Here is a 19263-nt window from a genome sequence, read left to right on the forward strand (position 1 = left end):
TGCCCAAACAAGCGGCTCAGTGGTGCGATTCCGCTGGTGCCATTAAGTTCTGAATTGCATCACCAGACCGTTCAGGCCCACCGCCAGTTGCGACAGCTCGTTGCTCGCCGCCGAGGTCTGATGGGCGCCGGCAGAGGTCTGCAGCGACAGGTCGCGGATGCTGGTCAGGTTGCGATCGACTTCCCGCGCGACCTGGGCCTGTTGTTCCGTGGCCGTGGCGATGCTGACGTTACGCTCGTTGATCAGCACGATGGCGGTTTTGATGTCGGCAAGGGCGCGACCGGCGGCACCGGCAACGTCCAGACTGACCCGCGCGCGTTCGCTGCTCTGGCCCATGGCCGTGACCGCCTTGTGGGTGCCACCCTGAATCGAGTCGATCATCTTTTCGATCTCGGCGGTGGACTGCTGGGTACGGTGCGCCAGGGCGCGGACTTCGTCTGCCACCACCGCAAAACCGCGTCCGGCTTCGCCTGCGCGGGCGGCTTCGATGGCCGCGTTGAGGGCGAGGAGGTTGGTCTGATCGGCGATGCCGCGGATCACGTCCAGCACGCCGCTGATGTTCTGCACCTGGCCGGCCAGGCCGTTGATCTCATCAGCGGTAGTGCCCACCGAATCGTGCAGCTCGTTGATCGCCGAAATGGTTTCGTTGACCCGCAGGCGGCCCTGTTCCGCCGAGTCGCTGGAATCCCGCGCTGCCGTCGAGGCCAGAGACGCGTTGTGGGCGACTTCTTCCACCGCTGCGCTCATTTGATTGATGGCCGTGGCGGCCTGATTGATTTCGTCGTTCTGGCGCTGGATCCCGCGCAGGGATTCTTCGGTCACCGCGGTCATTTCTTCCGAGGTCGAGGCCAGTTGATTGGACGAGTGGCCCAGCTCCGAGAGGGTGTGGCGCAGGTTCTGCTGCATCACCGACAGCGCTTGCAGCAGGCGACCCGGCTCATCGGAACCGTCCACTTGAATCGGCTTGCTCAAATCGTTGGCTGCGATGTTTTCTGCAATGGCCAGGGCTTTGGCGATCGGCGCGACCAGGCTGCGGGTGAACAGCGCGGCCAGGGCCAGGGTAGCGGCCAGCGCAATCACGATCGCGGCGATGATGACATTGCGGGACTGAGCGTAACTTTCATCGGCAGCCACATCCGAATCCTGCATTTTCTGATTGCCCAGGTCGGCGATGGTCGCGATGTCCTTGGCGAGCGCGTCTGCCGCGCGGGTTTGTTCGCCGGACGGTTCGGTCAACGAAACGATAATGTCATCCCGTTTCTGCGCCACAGCGTCGAGAAAGCGCGCGTGCACCGCGAGGTAGGCCTGCATGTCGCGCTCCATCTTGCGGTAGGCGTTCAGGCCACGCTCGGTGATCAACAGTGATTTCAGGCGCTTTGTATCGCTCTCGAGATTGGCGCGGCCCTGGCTGACGCGCTTCAGGGCCGAGTCGGTGCCGGCGGCGCTCTGCGCAGCGCGCAGGCTGGTGTTGCCGAGGCGGATGGTCAGCAGGTCATTTTTGATGTCGGCGATGGTGAGGAGGGTGGGGAGTACGTTGTCCTGCAGGGCGTCCCGGGCGTCTCTGAGCTTGGACGATTGCATCAGTGAGAACAGTCCGACGGCGGAGATCAGTACGGCGAAAAAGCCGAAGCAGATCAGGGAGCGGGGGGCAATATTGAGGCGTCTGAGGTTCATGTCGGGGCTGTCCATAGAAAGAGGGATCACCCTGTTATCGACATGAATCGGTTCAGCTTGATGACGGATTGTCCGCCTTTTGGCAGAAATGCAGTGTCGGGACCATTGTTTTGGATGGACAGCGGTTGCCATCGCTGCTTCGGACGGCAACCGGGTTACGTCAGCCGTGCGGCGCGCCCGCGGCCACCATGGCTTGCCAGGTCTGGATGCTCGGCCGCTCGTTCATACGCGCGTGCCAGGCCAGCAGCGCCTCACAGTCTGCCGGCACCGCGAGATCCACCAGCGAAGCGAAGATCATTCCGCCGAAGACCGCGATATCGGCCATCGAAAACGATTCCCCGGCCACGAAGGGCTGCGTCTTCAGCACGCTGTCGAAGTAGCGCATGCCCCGGACCGCCTTGTCGCGCATGCGGTTGCCCCATTCGGCGTTCTGGTACAGCTCGACGTCAGGCCCGAGGCCTGGCGTGCCGTGGTGGAAATACGTGCTGACCGCGTCGAGAAACTCGATCTCCGCGCGCTTGGTCATCATGTGAATGCGGCCTTTCTCCAGCGGTGTTGCGCCGGTGAGGTCGGGGCTGCCGACCAGGGCGTCCAGGTACTGGGTGATGGCGGTGCATTCGGCGATCAGCGTGCCATCCTGCAGTTCGAGCACGGGGAGGGTGCCGGAGTAATTGATGGCGAGAAATTCGGGTTTCTTGTGCTCGCCTTTCCACAGGTTCACCGACACGAATTCGATTCGCGGCAGCAGGTTTTTCTCTGCCAGGGCGATGCGAACCCGGGCCGGGTAAGGGCCATTGAACCAGTCGTGGATTTTCATCAGGGGAAGCGCGGAAGTATCGGAGTGCGGTATGGATGAGGTCATAATGTGTCTGCCTGTCAGTTGGTAGGCAAACTTTGAGCGCGTTACGGAGACTTGTCAACCCCTACCTGTCAATTGGCAGGTTGAGAGGTTTAGGCGTAACATGCGGCCGATCAATTGACCCTTCGAGGAATTCAGCGTGAGCGAAAATGCGCGCGAGGCCATTCTGGCCGCTGCGAAAACGGCGGCGCAGTTGCACGGGTACAGCGGCATCAATTTCCGCAGCATCGGCGAAACGGTGGGCATCAAGAACGCCAGCATCTACTACCACTTCCCCAGCAAGGCCGAGCTGGGCGCCGCCGTTGCGCGGCGTTACTGGCAGGACACCGCCAAGGCGCTTGAAGCGATCCGCGAAGCCAACCCTGATCCGCTGCGCTGCCTGGAGTTGTATCCGTCGATCTTTCGCCACTCGCTGGCAGAGGGCAACCGGCTGTGTCTGTCCAGCTTCATGGCCGCCGAGCATGAAGACCTGCCGGAAGAAATCCGCCGCGAGGTCAAAGCCTACGCCGATGCCAGCGTGGCCTGGCTGGCGGACAGGCTGATGGAGGCGGGCCTGGGCAGCGCCGAGCTGTGTGAACGCCGCGCGCTGGCGATCTACACCGCTGTGGCCGGAGCGCAGTTGATTGCCCGCACGCGTTCCGACATCGAACTGTTTGATGCGCTGATTCAGGACTACCGCGAGGCCGGGCTGATCCCGACGGTCTCGCGCCGGTAACGTCCCGGCGATTGGCCGTGCACGCGGCGGAAGGCCACACCAAACGCCGCATCGGACAAATAGCCCAGCGACGCAGCCACCGTCGCGACACTGTCCACGCCGTCGAGCAAGCGTGCGGCCGCGACCTGCATGCGCCAGCGCGTGGCGTATTCCACCGGTGCCTGGCCCACCACGGTTTTGAACAGGGCCGCGAAGCTGGAGCGTGAAAGGCAGGCCAGGCTCGCCAGTTCAGCCAGGGTCCAGGACTTCTCCGGCGCGCGGTGAATGGCCCGCAGCACGGGGGCGATTGACGGGTGGCGCAGCCCGCCCAACCATTTCAGGTCAATGGCATCGGCTGTCGAGATGTGGTGACGCAGCGCATGGATGAAGATCAGCCGAAGCAGGTCGTTGCACATGGCCTGGGCACCGACCATCCCTGATTGCCATTCCCGGTCCAGCTCGTCCAGCAGCCAGCCAAACGAGGTCGCGGCGCCATTTTCGGCGTGAATGATCAACGCGGCCGGCAGCAGGTCAAGCAACTCGACGGCGCCGGGGCTGACCAGCGAGACACTGCCTCCGAGCAGCTCCACTTCATCGCCGACACCGAACCGCGCCGCTTCGCCCGACGCCGAAAACACCTCGGCGGCGTCCAGTGCTTTCACTTCCGGCCCGCTCGCCAGAATGAAAGGTGTGCGCGACACCACGAAGCAGTCGCCGGTGCGCAGCCGTCGGGGCGGCGCGCCGTCCATGCGCAGCCAGCATTCGCCCCGGCGCACGACGTTGAACTTCAGCTCGATGGGCTTGAAGCGCAGTGCCCAGGCGCCGCCCGCCTGCAACCGAACGGAGCACGCAGCACGCAAACCGGCCAGGGCCAGGACGTCGGAAAGAGGATCAGATTCGGGGTTTTGGATGATCACGACAGAAAACCGGATTCAGATGACTGGTTCGTCCTGCGAGCTTAGACAACAATCCGCTTTCGCGATACTCATCCGGGAGAGCAGCATGTCCACGCCTCAGCAACCCATCGCCACACCCTTCAATGCCGCCAGCACCGCCGACGAAGTCATGGCGGGCATCGACCTCAAGGGTCAGCTCGCCATCGTCACCGGCGGTCACTCCGGTCTTGGCCTCGTCACCACCCAACGTCTGCTCGCCGTAGGCGCTCGGGTCATCGTTCCGGCCAGAGACCTGCAGCGCGCCCGTGCCGCGATGGCTGGCATTGCCGGCGCCGACCGGGTCGACGTTCGCGAAATGGACCTGATTCACCCCGACTCGGTGAGCACCTTCTGCTCCCGCGTCACCGGGGAAGGTCAGCCGGTCGCGCTGTTGATCAACTGCGCCGGCGTGATGGCATCCCCTCTGTCCCGGGACGTCGACGGCCACGAAAGCCAGTTCGCGACCAATCACCTCGGGCACTACCGGTTGACCTGCGGGCTGTGGCCAGTACTGGTGGCGGCCGGCGGCGCGCGGGTGATTTCGGTGTCGTCACGGGGGCATCAGATTGCCGGAATCGATTTCGACGACATCGACTTTCAGCACCGTCCCTATGACAAATGGATGGCCTACGGTCAGTCCAAAACCGCCAACGCGCTGTTCGCCATTGCCCTTGATGCGCGGGGAAAGGCTCACGGCGTGCGCGGGTTTTCGCTGCATCCGGGGCAGATACTTACCGACTTGGGCCGGCACCTCAGCACCGAGGAAATCGCGGCGTTCGGCGTGCTGGACGAGCACGGCAATCAACGGCTGGATCCCCACGCAGGCCTGAAAACCCTGGAGCAGGGCGCCGCGACGGGATTGTGGTGCGCGACCAGTCCCGCGCTGGATGGCAAGGGCGGCGTGTACTGCGAAGACTGCAACATCGCCGCCCCGCATGACGCGCAAGCGGGCCGCGCCGGCGTGGCCAGCTGGGCGACCGACGCCGGACTCGCTGAACGCCTGTGGGCGGTGTCTGAACAATGGACGGGGCTGACCGTGCCGGTGTGATGCGTGTGCCAAGGAAACGATGGTGCGTGGACGGCTCTCCGCCTTTAGTGGGACTGGCTTTAGCCGGGAAGGCGTAGGACGTCACGCCGCGAATTGAGGGGGCACACGCTGGCCTATTCCCGGCTGAAGCCGGTCCCACTAAGCAGCAGCGCGTGTATGCTTTCGGCCGCGCCCTGATCGAGTACGTCCCATGCTGCACAAAAACCTCATCCGCCGACTCGACCTGATTACCCTCAAACTCTTCGTGGCGGTGTACGAAGAAGGCACCCTGACCCGGGCGGCGGCGCGGGAGGCGATTGCGGTGTCGGCTGCGAGCAAGCGGCTGATGGAGCTGGAGGAAGTGCTTGGCATCGGCCTGTTCCTGCGCAATGCCAAGGGCATGCTGTTGACCGCAGCAGGCGAGACGATGCTGCACCATGCCCGGCGGATACTCTCCGATCTGGAAAAAATGGGCCTTGAACTCGACGAGCACCTGCAGGGCATGCGCGGTTATGTGCGCATGCTGGCCAACCTCTCGGCCATCATTCAGTTCTTGCCGGAAGACCTGCACGCCTTCGTGGCCACTCATGAGTTGGTCAAAGTCGATCTCGAAGAGCGTCCCAGCAAGGGCGTGGTGCAGGGCCTGGTCGACGGTGTCGCGGACATCGGCATCTGCTCTGAAGACACCGACACTCAGGGCCTTCACAGCGCTCCGTATCGCCGTGACGAACTGGTCGTCGTGATGCGTGACGATCACCCGCTGGCCGGGGAGCAACAGGTGGCGTTCGAGGACACCCTCGGCAGTGACTACATCGGCCTGCACGCCGCCAGCTCCATCAACATGCGCACACAGAACGCCGCTCGCGCCCATGGCAGACCGTTGCGGGTGCGCATCCACGTGCCGGGTTTCGATGCCATGTGCCGGATGGTCCAGGCCGACATGGGCATCGGCGTGCTGCCCCGCAAGGCGTTCGATCTGCTCGGTCCATCGCTTGGCCTCAGGGCCGTGGGCTTGAGCGATGGGTGGGCCCGGCGCACGCTGATTCTGGTGGTGCGCGACACCGCGGCACTGTCGCCGGTCAGCCAGTTGCTGTTCGAGCACCTGCAGAGCCACGGAGGCTGAGCCTTCGCGTTTCGCGAACGGTCGTTGCCAACTGACGGTTGGATTTGCCGAACCCCGTTCCTCTAGTCTTGGCGACAAATTCCAAGAAAGACTCGAGGTAACCGCTATGACAGGCCCCCTTCAAGGCGTGCGCGTCATTGAAATCGGCACGTTGATCGCTGCACCCTTTGCCGCCCGCCTGCTGGGCGAGTTCGGTGCCGAGGTGATCAAAATCGAATCCATGGGGCAGGGCGATCCGCTTCGTAAATGGCGAAAGCTGCACGAAGGCACCTCGCTGTGGTGGTACCTGCAGTCGCGCAACAAAAAGTCCCTCTCCCTGAACCTCAAATCCCCCGAAGGCATCGACATCGTCAAGCGGCTGGCTGAAAGCGCGGACGTGCTGATCGAAAACCTGCGGCCCGGAGCCCTGGAAAAGCTGGGTCTTGGCTGGGAGGTGCTCCACGCCCTGAACCCCAAACTCACCCTCGTGCGCATTTCCGGCTACGGTCAGTCCGGCCCGTACCGCGACCGCCCCGGCTTCGGCGCCATTGGCGAGGCCATGGGTGGCATCCGCTACACCACCGGCACGCCGGGCTCGCCTCCGGCGCGGGTCGGGGTCAGCCTGGGGGATTCGCTGGCGTCAATGCACGCGGTGATGGGCGCGCTGATGTCGCTGTTGCGGGTCAAGACTGGCCAGGGCGATGGTCAGGTGGTCGATGTGTCCCTGGCCGAAAGCGTGTTCAACGTCATGGAAAGCCTGGTGCCGGAATACGACATGCTCGGCCACGTCCGTGAGCGCAGTGGCGGCGCACTGCCGGGCATTGCGCCGTCCAACACTTACCCGACCGCTGACGGTGCCTACGTGGTTATCGCCGGCAACAGCGACCCGATCTTCAAGCGCCTGATGCAGACCATTGGCCGCGCCGATCTGGCCCAGGCCCCCGAATTCGCCCACAACGATGGCCGCGCCGCCCAGAGCGACATGCTCGACGGGGCGATCAGCGCGTGGTCGTCGGCCTTGCCCATTGACGACGTGCTCAAGGCGCTTGAAGCGGCCGAGGTGCCGGCGGGACGGATCTACAACGTCGCGGACATCGTCGCCGATCCTCACTACCAGGCGCGGGGGATGATTCTCGATGCGGATCTGCCGGGCGGGGCCACGGTGAAGATGCCGGGCATCGTGCCGAAACTCTCGGAAACCCCAGGCTCGGTGAACTGGCAAGGCCCTGCGCTGGGGCAGCACACCGACACCGTGCTCGGCGAACTGGGCATGAGCGCCGACGACATTGCGCAGCTCAAGCACAGTGGGGTGGTGCAATGATCACCGACTTCTCCCAGCGCCTGATCGTGCAGGAAGTGTCCCCGCGCGACGGCTTGCAGATCGAGCCGACCTGGGTGGACACCGCTGACAAGATCGCCTTGATCGACCAGCTTTCTCTCGCCGGTTTCAGCCGCATCGAAGCCGGTTCTTTTGTTTCCCCCAAAGCCATTCCGGCCTTGCGTGACGGGGATGAGGTGTTTCGCGGCATCCGGCGCCAGCCCGGTGTGACCTACGTCGCCCTGATTCCCAACCTGCGCGGTGCCCAGCGGGCTATCGAGGCGGGTGCCGATGAGCTGAATCTGGTGATGTCCGCCAGCCAGACCCACAACCGGGCGAACATGCGCATGAGTTGCGAGCAGTCCCTGGCGGGCTTCGCCGAGGTGGTCTCGCTGGCCTCGGGCACTGGGCTTAGCCTGAACGGCTCCATTGCCACCACGTTTGGTTGCCCGTTCGAGGGCCGCATCGATGAAGACCGTGTGCTGCGGATCGTCGATGACTATCTGGCGTTGGGCATGCACGGCATTTCCCTGGCCGACACCACTGGCATGGCCAACCCCCGTCAGGTGTTTTCGCTGGTGCAGCGCGTGCTGACCCGTGTCCCGGCATCGGCGCTGACGCTGCATTTTCACAACACCCGCGGCCTGGGGCTGAGCAATGTGCTCGCTGCTTACGAAGCGGGGGCGCGGCGCTTTGATGCCTCGCTGGGCGGGCTCGGTGGCTGCCCATTTGCGCCGGGTGCATCGGGCAATATCTGCACCGAGGACCTGGTGAATCTGTGCGATGAGATGGGTATCGAGACGGGCATTGACCTGGCGCATCTGCTCGTCCTGTCGCGCGGTTTACCGGAGCTGCTGGGCCATGAAATGCCGGGGCAGGTGGCCAAGGCAGGACGCAACCGTGATCTTCATCCGGCGCCTGACAATTTGACCGGCTGACGCGCCGCCCGTCCCGGTTTTCTCCCCAAAACGCGCACACTCCGCTGGGTGCGCGTCCAGACAACAAAAACAATAGGGCTCTCTCAGAGGGTCCATCTGGAGTATCGCAATGACTGTCTCTGTTCTGACCCCGAACAGCAGCCTCGCCGAGGTTGTGAGCGCCGAAAAGGCACTGATCCGCAAGGTCGCGTGGCGCTTGATGCCGTTGATCATGGTCTGCTACCTGTTCGCGTTTTTTGATCGTATCAACATCAGCTTCGCCAAGTTTCAGCTGCAGACGGATCTGAGCCTGAGCGACACCGCGTACGGGCTGGGGGCTAGCCTGTTCGTCATCGGCTACGTGCTGTTCGAAGTACCGAGCAACATCATGCTGTACAAGGTGGGGGCGCGGCGCTGGATTGCCCGCATCATGATGTCGTGGGGCGTCGCCACTGCGCTCATGGTCTTCGTCACTGCCGAATGGCAGTTCTATGTGCTGCGTTTCATCATCGGCGCCATGGAAGCGGGTTTCGCACCGGGCGTGCTGTTTTACCTGACGCTCTGGTTCCCGCAGACCTACCGCGGTCGCATCACCTCGATTCTGTTCCTGGCGTCGGCCTTCGCCGGGCTGCTGGGTGCACCGGTCTCGGGGCTGGTGCTCGGCCATATGGATGGCGTGATGCAGCTGCGTGGCTGGCACTGGCTGTTCCTGCTCGGCGGCCTGCCATGCATTGCCCTCGGTTTCGCGGTGCTGAAGCTGCTCAAGGACCGCGTCGCGGACGCGCACTGGCTGACCGACGCCGAGAAGACCTACCTCTCCAGCCGCATCGCCCGGCATGAGCCGAACAAGCATGGCGGCTCGCTGCTGACCGCGCTGAAAATGCCAGGCTTCCTGATGCTCGGGCTGATTTATTTCCTGATTCAGGTGGCGTCCTACGGCCTTAACTTCTGGGCACCGCAGCTGATTCGCAGCGCGGGCGTCGAAAGCCCGGTGATCATCGGGCTGCTCACGGCCATTCCGTATATCTTCGGCGCCATCAGCATGATCGTTGTCGGACGCCTCTCTGACGCCAGCGGCGAACGTCGCAAATTCGTCTGCGGGCTGATGGTGCTTGGGGCCATCGGCTTCTTCAGCGCCGGATTTTTTGCCCAGCACACCAGCCTGCTGATCGTCTCCCTGGCCATGCTCGGTGGCGGGATCGTCGCCGCCATTCCGGCATTCTGGACCCTCCCGCCCAAGCTGTTGGCGGGCGCAGGTGCCGGCGCTGCGGGCGGTATCGCGCTGATCAACACCCTGGGGCAGTTTGGCGGCATCGTCAGCCCGGTGATGGTCGGTGGGATCAAAGACCTCACCGGCACCACCACGCCTGCGCTTTACGTCATCGGCGTCAGCAGCCTGGTCGCGGCGGGCCTGTTAATGTGGGCATTGCCGCAGAAGCTGAGAACGCTGGACAAGAACGAACACTGAGGACCGTCAGAACTGCCTGACGGTCGACCTCATTAGCCCACGGAGCGTACGCAAATGATTGATCACCTCGACCATCTGGTCCTGACCACTGTGGACGTGGAGGCCTGCAAGGATTTCTACGTGCGCGTGATGGGCATGCGTCTGGAAACCTTCGGCAGCGGGCGGCTGGCCTTTAGGTTTGGCAACCAGAAGATCAACGTTCACGAGCGCGGTCAGGAGTTCGAACCCAAGGCTCACCTGCCAGTGCCGGGCGCGCTGGACCTGTGCTTCATTGCGAGCCAGCGCCTCGACGCGGTGATCGCGCATTTGCAGGCAGAGGCGTGGCCGATCGTGGAAGGGCCGGTTGGGCGCACCGGCGCGACGGGGCCGATTCGGTCGGTTTACCTGCGTGATCCCGATTTAAATCTGATCGAGATTTCAGAGCTGCGGTGACAGTATTCCTGCCGCTGAAGACATGCGGATGGACCGGAGTCTTCGCGAGCAAGTTCGCTCCCACAATTACCTCGTTCGCCTGTAACAGCTGCAGTGCCGGCATGTTTGATGAGTGACCGGGGTAGCGCTTCACCTTGCACACGGAAAGGACGTCAGATTTCCCGCTGCTGATCGACGTGCAAAGATTTGTAGCGCGCCATCGCATCGGTAAGCCGGCGATTCAAATAGTCATTGGTAGGCCCGAGCGCCGCCAGAATCTGCGCAGATTCCTCGTAATAAGACGCGCGCTTTTCCAGGGACCACGTCGATGGTGCGGACTGGAGGTTGGTGATCCGGTCACACAACTTGATCGCCGCCGCTTCCCGGGAATGCGCCGCGATCGCCTGCAAATAGCCCTCGTCCGAGAAGGGCACGATCAGGTTCTTGCTCAGGCAGGCGACGGTCGAGGCGACAGCGGCGCCGAACACCTCAGCCAGTGCCTCTTCCGAGGTCCCCGTATCCTCGATTACGTCGTGCAGAAGCGCGGCGGGCATCGCGATGGTCAGGTCACCAATGTCACTTTCCCGATCCGCGAAAATCAATTCGTTCGCCACCATCGCGACATGGGTCGTGTACGGCAGATCTGCCCCCTTCATCGTCTGCCCGACGTGGGCGTGGGAGGCGAACAGCCAGGCTTTGTTGTAAAGGCGCTGCAGATCGGTTGAAGTCAAGCGTTTCGCTCCTGAAGTGGGTGTTTGCTAATTAGGGATGCATCGCTTTTGTATCAGTTCTGCCAGTCCAGACACAATAAACCCCGAACCACCCCCTCCAAACCCTCATGCCCCTGCACAATCAATTCCCTGACCAATCCCTCAAATTCCGCCTCAGTCCCGGCTTCCCGCACTTCGAACCCAGCACTCCAGCGCACCACGCAACGATCGACCAACCCTGCAACCTCATCCACCCGAACCTGCGCCCGATACCCATCCACCGGCAACGGCGACTCCTCAAACACATAAGCCAACGCCCTGAGCCCATCGTCAAACTCAGTCAAACGCTCACGCAACACGGCACCGTCCGCGAGCGCCAGCCGCCGGACCGCACCCACCTGCAAAATCTCGGCTTCACCCTCGATGCCGCTCTTCACAATCGCCGGATGCCAGTCCGCGATTCCGCCAAACCCCCGCAGCACCTTCCACGCCTCATCCGCACTGCACGGCAAACCTGCGCTGTATTCAACTAAAACCATCACGTCTCACTCCACAAATAAACGCCGTTACGACTCAAAAAACGCTCAATACCCAACCGCTAGAACCCGGCACGCAAGCCCCGAGATCTAAACCCCGAGGCCTACGTCCAAAAGAATCGCTGTAAAACCTACCCCTCAAACTGGTGATAAACCTTGGCAATCACCTTCCAGTCGCCATTGATCTTGATCAACGTCAGATAATCGTTGTAATCCGCCCCAATGGCGTCCTTCTCCATGTCCACCCGCACCACGGCCGTGGTCGGCGTAATCGCCAGCACATCCAGCCGGGTCGTGATGTCCGCTGCTTTACCGTTGCTTTCAACAAAGTCATACAAGTTGCTGATGGGCCCGCCCAGCAATTGGCCGTTGGTGAAACCGTACATCACCGCCTCTTCATGAAAGGCCTGCTTGATCGTCGCAACACTGCCTTCGCGCAGCCCTTCAACGTAGCGGCTGGCGGTGTCGATCACGGCGTTGTAGTCGTGGGTGGCAACGGCTTTGATGTTCTTGCTCATGTTTATGACTCCAGGGTTTGAGTTAGATAGGCGATGGCTTCAATGACCAACAGCCGCGCAATCACCAGTCCTGTCGGGTGGGTGAAATGATCAGGTCGTTGACGGTGACGTTGGCCGGCTGATTCAGCGCGTAGATCACGGCGCGGCTGATGTCTTCCGGCGCGATGGCGATTTCGTTGAGCGCTTGTGCGGCTTTGCGCCCGGCAGGATCGGTGACTTTGTCCGCCCAGCCGGTGTTGATCACGCCCGGGCTGACGGTGTTGACGCGGATGCCGTGTTGCACGGCCAGCTCCTTGCGCATGGATTCGGTCATGGCCTGCACGAAGAATTTGGTCGCGCTGTAGACGCCGGCGCCGGGGCCGACTTGATGGCCGGCCACCGAATCCATGTTGAGGATCTGCCCGGATTTCTGTTCGAGCATGAAGGGCAGGGTGGCGGCGATGGTGTTCAGGTAGCCCTTGATGTTGACGTCGATCATGGCGTTCCAGTCCTGGGTCACGAGGTCAACCCAGTGGGAGAACAGCATCAGGCCGGCGTTGTTGACGAGGATGTCGACCGAGCCGTAGGTGTCCTTGGCGAACTGCGCCAAGGCGCGGGTCTGTTCAGCGTCGGTGACGTCGGTGACAAAGCTGGACGCCTCAAAGCCCAACCCGCGGAGTTCGCCGACAAGGGCGGCGAGGGCTTTCTCATCCAGCGCGGCAGCCACGACATTCACCCCTTGTGCGGCCAATGCTCTGGCCGTCGCGGCGCCGATGCCTGATGACGCGCCGGTCACGATGGCGGTTTTCTTGTCCAAACAGTTCGTGTTCATGATCATGTTTCCTCAAATTCCAGGCGTGCGGGCAGCGTCGGCTTTCCTGGGAAAGCCTTGCCGTTCAGCCGTATTTGTTAGCGATGCGTTGTAGCGGTGCGGTTTACCAGCGCTGCTTAGTAATTACCCACCGGCCAGTCGGTGTAGCCCTTGGCGCCGCCGCCGTAATAGCTTTCACGGGGGGCGATGGTCAGTTCGGCGCCGTGGCGCAGCCTCGCGACCAGGTCCGGGTTGGAGATGAACAGGCGGCCGAACGCGACGGCGTCGATCTTGCCCTGGGCGCGGCGTTCGACGGCCATGTCCAGGTCGTAGTTGTTGTTGCCAATGAACGGCCCGTTGAACTGGGCACTCAGCGCATCCATGTCAACGCCTTCCGGCACTTCACGGGAAGTGGCGGTCGCGCCTTCGACAAAGTGCAGGTACGCCAGGTTGAAGCGGTTCAACTGCTGAATCAGGTAACCGTGCAACGCCATGACGTTGCTGTCCGGCGGCGTGTTGCCTGCATCCGGCGTGACCGGCGACAAGCGAATCCCGACGCGGTCGTTGCCCCAGATATCAACGATCGCCTGGGTGACTTCCAGCGTCAGTCGCGCGCGGTTTTCAATCGAGCCGCCGTATCTGTCGGTGCGCTGATTGGTGGAATCGCGCAGGAACTGGTCGAGCAAATAGCTGTTCGCCGAGTGGACCTCGACGCCGTCGAACCCTGCGCGCTTGGCGTTCTCGGCAGCGTGTTTGTACTGCTCGATGATGCCGGGGATCTCGTCGGTTTCCAGCGCGCGGGGCATCGACACCGGCACGAAGCCGTCGACCGTGTAGGTGTTGCCCTCGGCCTGAATGGCGGACGGCGCGACCGGGGCTTCGCCGTTGGGCTGCAGGTCCACGCTGGAGAACCGGCCCACGTGCCAGAGCTGGCTGACGATCTTGCCGCCGGCCGCGTGCACGGCGTCGGTGACTTTGCGCCAACCGGCAACCTGCGCTTCGCTCCAGATCCCGGGCGTCGCTGCATAGCCGCGTCCCTGGGCCGAGATGTTGGTCGCTTCGGCCACGATCATCCCGGCGGTGGCGCGCTGGGCGTAATAGGTGGCGTGCAGTTCACCGGGCACGCCGTCTTCTTCATAGCGGCTGCGGGTGACGGGTGCCATGACGATGCGGTTGGCCATTTCGATGGCGCCCATTTGCACGGGGGAAAACAAGTCGGTGCTGTTACTGATATCAATCATTGAGAATTACTCGCATATTTGACCGGTCGTCTACCAATCTTTGAAAAAAAAGCGCCTGCTACCGCAGCAGGCGTTGGGTCAGGCGCATGGCCGTATCGAAGGATGCGGTGGACTTGTTGACCTTCACCAGAAGGGAAGCACCCAGCCACAGTTGATACAGGGTTTCGGCGAAGGCTTCGCTGCCTTCTTCGATGTGCAGGCTGCCGTCTGCCACGCCTATGTCGACGCAGGCGGTGATGCGCTTGATGATCTTCGCCGTGCCGGCCTCCAGCACCCTGCGCATGTCCTCGGACAGGTCGCAGACTTCCGGGCCCAGTTTGACCACCAGGCATTTGCCTTCCGGGTGATCGGTGCCCTGGGTTTCGATCCAGTAGTCGAAGTAGGCCAACAGCTTGTCGGCACCGCTGCCCGAGCGCGCCATGACGGTGTCGACACGGCCCAGGTACTCGGAGAAGTATTCATCAAGCAACGCGGCGCCAAACTCTTCCTTCGATTTGAAGTAATAGTAAAACGAGCCCTTGGGCACGCCCGCCGCGCTCACCACTTCAGCCAGGCCCACAGCGGTGTAGCCCTTGTGGGTCATCAGCGACTTGGCGACGTCGATGATGTGTTGGCGCATTTCCAGGTTGGGTTTCTTCATAATGCGAAGCACCTTAAAACAAAACTGACCGGTCGTCTACAAAGTGACAAGTGCCCGCGATGAACGGCACTCATGTCAGGCGCATGCCCATCTCAAAGGCCCGCGTCTCGAACCCGAGCTCTTCATACAGCCGCCGCGCATGGGTGTTGAAGCCCCACACCGACAGGCGAATGTCCCGCGCGTCGCGCTCCTGCGCCCACCCTTGCACTCGCTCAATCAGCCCACGACCCAAGCCTTTTCCCCAGAAAATCTGGGCCACGCACACCGAGCCGATCCGCGCGAATGCCATCGGCTGCAGCAATGGCCCGCCCGCTGAAAACATCCCTGCGCTGACAAACCCCGCCGGTCGATCCCCGACAAACGCCAGGAAAATCACCTGCTCCGGGCTGTTCAGAAAGCTCATCCAGTGAGGGGCATCCCGCAGGTAATCCAGGGTTTCGGCCGCATAGATATCGGGGCGCTCTGTGTGGTGAATGGCGTTGAGTAGCTGCCCCAGTTCGCAGATCGTCGCCACGTCCTCGGCCGTGGCTTGCCGGTAGCTGATCACTTCGTCCATCGCACCTTCATCCTTGTTCAATCGTGAGATCGGCTTTTGTACCCGTCGCCCATCAACTCCACAACCCAGTCGATGAACACCCGCAGCTTGATGCTGATGTGCCGGTTGGGCGGGAAGGCTACGTACATCGGCATCGACTCCAGCTGCCAGTCGTCGAACAGCGCAACCAACTCACCGCTGAGCACCGACGGCTGAGCCATGTACTGCGGCAGCCAGAGGGCGCCCATACCGGCCAGGCCTGCCGCGAGGTAAGCGTTGCCGTCGTCCACCGTGAGCAGGTAGCGGCTTTGCACCTGAACCGTTTCACCGTCCCGCTGCAGCACCATCGGGAACAGCTGCCCGGTGCGCGCCCAGCGGTAGCCGACGATGCGGTGCTGCGGGTTTTCGAGGTCACGGGGATGATCTGGTGTGCCCGCGCGTTGCAGATACGCCGGCGCCGCGTACACACCCAGCTTCAAGTCGGTGATGTGCCGGGCCATCAGCGATTGGTCGGTCAGCTCGCCGCCGCGGACCACGCAGTCGACGTTCTCGCCGATGAGGTCGATCATCCGGTCGCTTACGCCCAGGTCGATCTGGATGTCGGGGTAGCGGGCGTTGAAGTCCGGCAGCGCCGGGATCAGCACCATGCGCGCGAACGGACTGGGCACGTCGACACGCAAACGTCCCCGGGGCGCAGCGGAGGCGGCAGACAGACCGGTTTCGGCATCGTCCAGATCCGCCAGCACGCGCAGCGCCCGTTCGTAGAACACCGCGCCGTCCGCCGTGACGTTGACCTTGCGCGTGGTGCGGTTGAGCAGTTTGACCCGCAACCGCGCTTCGAGCTGCTGCACCAGTTGCGTCACCGTGGTCTTGCTCATGTGCAACGTGCCGGCGGCCTTGGTGAAGCTGCCAGTTTCCACGACTCGGACGAACGCCTGCATTGCGTCGAAACGGTCCATCGCGCCACCTGATTGTTTGGGGAATGCAAACAGTCTTGATCAAGGCTGCTGGTTTATCCAGCGAATCCGCCGCCCTACAGTCTGCCCATCGAAACGACGGAGCATCCCGCTCCGCTGAAGGAGAAAACCCATGACTGTTCGTGACGTTGTATTTCCGCCCGGCCGCCACGCGTTGTACGAGCGCAATCGCTACTCGCCGGCGATCAAATCCGCCGGCTTGCTGTTTGTCTCGGGGCAGGTCGGCAGCCGCGAAGATGGCTCGCCCGAGCCTGATCTGCGCGCCCAGGTGCGCCTGGCATTTACCAATCTCAATGCCATTCTCAACGCCGCCGGCTGCACCTTCGATGACGTGATTGACGTCACGGTGTTCATGGTCGATCCGCAGTCGACCTTCGAAAAAGCCTGGGAAGTGGTGCCGGAGTTCTGGGGCGAAGCGCCGCATCCGACCATCACGGCCGTCGGTGTGACCTGGCTGTATGGCTTCGATTTCGAGATCAAGGTCATCGCCAAGCTGCCTTAGTGCCCGACGCTCAATCCGCCGGCCACGCCTCAACGCAGTTGAAATCCGCATCACAGCCCGACAGACTCACGCCCCGTTTCGGCAGGTCGTGCCGGGGCGCAGCGAGAAGGGGCGGCAAGGTTGAACGAACACACATTGTCCAGGCGCCTGGAGCGCGTGGCGGCGCTGGTGCCTGCCGGCGCGCGACTGGCCGACATCGGCTCCGATCACGCCTACCTGCCGGTGGCGTTGATGCGCCGCGGAACCATTGCCATGGCAGTGGCAGGGGAGGTGGCGACGACGCCGTTCAGGGCGGCCGAACGCACGGTGCGCGAGAACGGCTTTGAGGAACGAATCCGTGTGCGTCTGGCCGATGGCCTGGCGGCGATTGAAGCGGAAGACGGCATCACCGCCATCAGCCTCTGCGGCATGGGGGGCGAGACCATTCGCGACATCGTTGAGGCCGGCAAAGGGCGGCTCAACGGAAGGGAACTGTTGATTCTGCAGCCCAATGGCGGCGAGCCTGAGCTGCGCCAGTGGTTGATGGAGAACGCGTATCGCATCGTCCACGAGGACGTGCTGCGGGAGAACCGCTTCGACTACGAAATCATCGTCGCCGAACGCAGCGGGCCGGTGGTGTACAGCTCTGAAGCGCTGTACTTCGGCCCGTTGTTGATGGCGGCGCGCAGCCCGGCATTCCTCGACAAATGGCGTCGACTGCTCCGTTGCAAACACCGAGACTTGGCCAACTTGCGACAGGCCCGGCAGGCGGTGTCGGAGCAGAAACTGCACGACACCGAGCAACAAGTGCGCTGGATTATCGAATTGCTCGGCTGATTGTGCGCGGTCTCAGCCCCTTGATCTCAGCCCATCCATTTCAAAGTCCCGGACGCAACGCCCGGGACTCGAAACCTCGTCTCAAAGCTCTTTCTTCATGTGTTTCTCGATCTGCTCCAGAGACTTGCCTTTGGTTTCCGGCAGGCACAGGAAGACGAAGATCAGCGAACCGATGTTGATCGCCGCAAACACGAAAAAGGTCGGGTTGCCGAGGGTGTCCACCGCGATCGGGAACAGGAACGCAACCGTGGCGTTGAACAGCCACTGCATCGACACCGCCGTGCCGGTCAGCAGCCCGCGCACCTGCATCGGGAACAGCTCGGACATCAGCAGCCAGTACACCGGCGATATGCACATCTGCATGAACAGCAGGAACACCAGAATGCACGCCAGCGCGGCATAGCTCTGGGTCAGGTTCTGCGGCATGAACATCAGCACGCAACCCAGCGCTGCCTGCATCATGATCACGATGACCAGGCCGGTCATCAGCAGGTGACGACGCCCGTAACGGCCGATGGCCCAGATCCCCAGCAAGGTCGCGATGACCGAGACGATGCCGTTGCCGATGGTTGCCGTCAGTGCAGCGTTGGTGCCCATGCCGGTGTGTTTGAGGATGATCGGCGTGTAGTACATGAACGCGTTGACGCCGGTGAACTGCGCGGTAAAGCCCAGCCCGACACCGATCAGCAACAGCTTCAACACCCAAGGCTGACGCAGCAACTTGCGTGCGGCGACGCGCTTGTGGGCCTCTTTCTCCTGGGTTTTCATTTCCTCGACTTCGCGCTTGGCGGCGTCTTTTGTGTCACGCAGTTGTTCGAGCACGTGCTGCGCTTCATCGAAGCGGCCTTTGGAGGCCAGCCAGCGCGGCGACGGCGGCACGAAGAACGTACCGATCAGCAGCAACACGCCCGGGACCATGGCGATGGCCAGCATGTAGCGCCAGATGCCGGGGGTGTGCAGCAACGCCGCGAGCACCGCGCTGAGCACGTAAGCCAGCAACTGGCCGCTGACGATCATCAGCTCGTTGCGGCTGACCAGCCGGGCGCGACGAGAAGGGCCTGCGATCTCGGCAATGAACACCGGCACCGTGGCCGAGCCACCGCCAACGGCGATGCCCAGCAGAAAACGTGCGGCGACCATGAACGGCACCGAGGGCGCCGTGGCCGTGCCGAGGGCGCCGACGATGAACAACAGCGACAGCATGCGCAGGGTCACGCGTCGGCCAAAACGATCGGAGAGGTAACCGCTGGCCAGTGAGCCAAAGGCGGCGCCGACGATCAGCGATGCCGTGATCAGCCCTTCGCTGACGGGGTTCAGGCCGAGGCCGCCCTGATCGAGCGGCAAGGTCATGAAGGGCAGAGCGCCCGCGATGATGCCCGTGTCGTAACCGAAAGCGAGTGCGCCCATGGTGGCGACAAGGACCGAGATGAATATCAGACGACGCGGCGAAGTGCGCTGCTCGTCTGGTTGGCCTATGGCGGCGGATGGGTTGCTGGAAGACATGGAAACCTAAACCTCTCGTGGAACGGGCGTTGTGCCGGTTCGCTGACGTCGTGCTTAGGGGCATGCCGGGCCTGTGAGTTCCGTGGGAGG

General features: G+C 62.7%; 21 protein-coding genes. 9 read left to right on the plus strand and 12 right to left on the minus strand.

The annotated features are described in order from the left end of the window. Nucleotides 1-42: 42 nt before the first annotated feature. On the minus strand, nt 43-1806 hold the full coding sequence (locus ACQKEN_RS11785) for a methyl-accepting chemotaxis protein (protein WP_427685604.1): 1764 nt from the start codon (nt 1804-1806) through the stop codon (nt 43-45). Between the two features lie 28 nt (nt 1807-1834). After that, entirely contained in the window at nt 1835-2536 is a 702-nt protein-coding gene (locus tag ACQKEN_RS11790) for a glutathione S-transferase (protein WP_427685605.1), read from the minus strand. 136 nt (nt 2537-2672) lie between these two features. Between ACQKEN_RS11790 and ACQKEN_RS11795 the strand changes: the two genes are divergently transcribed. Then, on the plus strand, nt 2673-3248 hold the full coding sequence (locus ACQKEN_RS11795) for a TetR/AcrR family transcriptional regulator (RefSeq protein WP_427685606.1): 576 nt from the start codon (nt 2673-2675) through the stop codon (nt 3246-3248). On the opposite strand, the gene ACQKEN_RS11800 is transcribed toward ACQKEN_RS11795, so the two are convergent. Further along, a complete protein-coding gene (locus ACQKEN_RS11800; RefSeq protein WP_427685607.1) occupies nt 3206-4144 on the minus strand; it encodes an AraC family transcriptional regulator in 939 nt (312 codons plus the stop codon). The two genes, ACQKEN_RS11795 and ACQKEN_RS11800, sit on opposite strands and share 43 nt — an antisense overlap. 85 nt (nt 4145-4229) lie before the next feature. On the opposite strand from ACQKEN_RS11800, the gene ACQKEN_RS11805 reads away from it, so the two are divergent. The 6 genes from ACQKEN_RS11805 to ACQKEN_RS11830 all read left to right on the plus strand — a co-directional run bounded on the left by ACQKEN_RS11805 (nt 4230) and on the right by ACQKEN_RS11830 (nt 10426). Beyond that, on the plus strand, nt 4230-5210 hold the full coding sequence (locus ACQKEN_RS11805) for an oxidoreductase (protein WP_427685608.1): 981 nt from the start codon (nt 4230-4232) through the stop codon (nt 5208-5210). Nucleotides 5211-5400: 190 nt separating this feature from the next. Then, nucleotides 5401-6312 (plus strand): LysR family transcriptional regulator, encoded by a 912-nt coding sequence (locus tag ACQKEN_RS11810; protein WP_427685609.1) that lies wholly within the window; start codon nt 5401-5403, stop codon nt 6310-6312. Nucleotides 6313-6418: 106 nt separating this feature from the next. Beyond that, nucleotides 6419-7612 carry a CaiB/BaiF CoA transferase family protein gene (locus tag ACQKEN_RS11815; RefSeq protein ID WP_427685610.1) on the plus strand — a complete coding sequence of 398 codons (1194 nt, stop codon included), beginning with the start codon at nt 6419-6421 and terminating at the stop codon, nt 7610-7612. After that, the gene (locus ACQKEN_RS11820) at nt 7609-8547 is read left to right on the plus strand and encodes a hydroxymethylglutaryl-CoA lyase (protein WP_427685611.1); all 939 of its coding nucleotides are present in this window, start codon (nt 7609-7611) and stop codon (nt 8545-8547) included. Before ACQKEN_RS11815 ends, ACQKEN_RS11820 begins: the two co-directional genes overlap by 4 nt. Before the next feature lie 109 nt (nt 8548-8656). Next, complete coding sequence (locus tag ACQKEN_RS11825; protein ID WP_427685612.1) at nt 8657-9994, plus strand: MFS transporter; 1338 nt, start codon at nt 8657-8659, stop codon at nt 9992-9994. A gap of 54 nt (nt 9995-10048) precedes the next feature. After that, entirely contained in the window at nt 10049-10426 is a 378-nt protein-coding gene (locus tag ACQKEN_RS11830) for a VOC family protein (RefSeq protein ID WP_427685613.1), read from the plus strand. A gap of 152 nt (nt 10427-10578) precedes the next feature. On the opposite strand, the gene ACQKEN_RS11835 is transcribed toward ACQKEN_RS11830, so the two are convergent. From ACQKEN_RS11835 to ACQKEN_RS11870, 8 genes are all read right to left on the minus strand, one after another. Then, entirely contained in the window at nt 10579-11136 is a 558-nt protein-coding gene (locus ACQKEN_RS11835; RefSeq protein WP_122534706.1) for an HD domain-containing protein, read from the minus strand. A 53-nt stretch (nt 11137-11189) separates the two neighbouring features. Then, complete coding sequence (locus ACQKEN_RS11840; RefSeq protein ID WP_427685773.1) at nt 11190-11654, minus strand: SRPBCC family protein; 465 nt, start codon at nt 11652-11654, stop codon at nt 11190-11192. 128 nt (nt 11655-11782) lie between these two features. Beyond that, nucleotides 11783-12169, minus strand: coding sequence for a nuclear transport factor 2 family protein (locus ACQKEN_RS11845; protein ID WP_272628943.1), 387 nt, complete (start codon nt 12167-12169; stop codon nt 11783-11785). A 61-nt stretch (nt 12170-12230) separates the two neighbouring features. Continuing rightward, nucleotides 12231-12980, minus strand: coding sequence for an SDR family oxidoreductase (locus ACQKEN_RS11850; RefSeq protein ID WP_427685615.1), 750 nt, complete (start codon nt 12978-12980; stop codon nt 12231-12233). A gap of 116 nt (nt 12981-13096) precedes the next feature. Next, nucleotides 13097-14200, minus strand: coding sequence for an alkene reductase (locus ACQKEN_RS11855; protein ID WP_427685617.1), 1104 nt, complete (start codon nt 14198-14200; stop codon nt 13097-13099). Nucleotides 14201-14258: 58 nt separating this feature from the next. Continuing rightward, entirely contained in the window at nt 14259-14840 is a 582-nt protein-coding gene (locus ACQKEN_RS11860) for a TetR/AcrR family transcriptional regulator (protein WP_427685619.1), read from the minus strand. 70 nt (nt 14841-14910) lie between these two features. Continuing rightward, nucleotides 14911-15396, minus strand: a complete 486-nt coding sequence (locus ACQKEN_RS11865) for an N-acetyltransferase family protein (protein ID WP_427685621.1) — start codon at nt 15394-15396, stop codon at nt 14911-14913. A gap of 17 nt (nt 15397-15413) precedes the next feature. Continuing rightward, nucleotides 15414-16334 (minus strand): LysR substrate-binding domain-containing protein, encoded by a 921-nt coding sequence (locus tag ACQKEN_RS11870; protein ID WP_427685623.1) that lies wholly within the window; start codon nt 16332-16334, stop codon nt 15414-15416. A 130-nt stretch (nt 16335-16464) separates the two neighbouring features. On the opposite strand from ACQKEN_RS11870, the gene ACQKEN_RS11875 reads away from it, so the two are divergent. Both ACQKEN_RS11875 and ACQKEN_RS11880 read left to right on the plus strand, forming a co-directional pair. Next, nucleotides 16465-16854 carry a RidA family protein gene (locus tag ACQKEN_RS11875; RefSeq protein ID WP_108119461.1) on the plus strand — a complete coding sequence of 130 codons (390 nt, stop codon included), beginning with the start codon at nt 16465-16467 and terminating at the stop codon, nt 16852-16854. Between the two features lie 120 nt (nt 16855-16974). Further along, nucleotides 16975-17670 carry a tRNA (adenine(22)-N(1))-methyltransferase gene (locus ACQKEN_RS11880; RefSeq protein ID WP_427685625.1) on the plus strand — a complete coding sequence of 232 codons (696 nt, stop codon included), beginning with the start codon at nt 16975-16977 and terminating at the stop codon, nt 17668-17670. A gap of 81 nt (nt 17671-17751) precedes the next feature. Here the strand turns inward: ACQKEN_RS11880 and ACQKEN_RS11885 are convergent, their stop codons facing one another. Continuing rightward, the gene (locus ACQKEN_RS11885) at nt 17752-19173 is read right to left on the minus strand and encodes a sugar porter family MFS transporter (RefSeq protein WP_427685627.1); all 1422 of its coding nucleotides are present in this window, start codon (nt 19171-19173) and stop codon (nt 17752-17754) included. Nucleotides 19174-19263 lie beyond the last annotated feature (90 nt).

It is taken from the genome of Pseudomonas sp. NPDC078416, assembly GCF_050268485.1.
In the GTDB taxonomy this organism is placed as follows: Bacteria; Pseudomonadota; Gammaproteobacteria; order Pseudomonadales; family Pseudomonadaceae; genus Aquipseudomonas.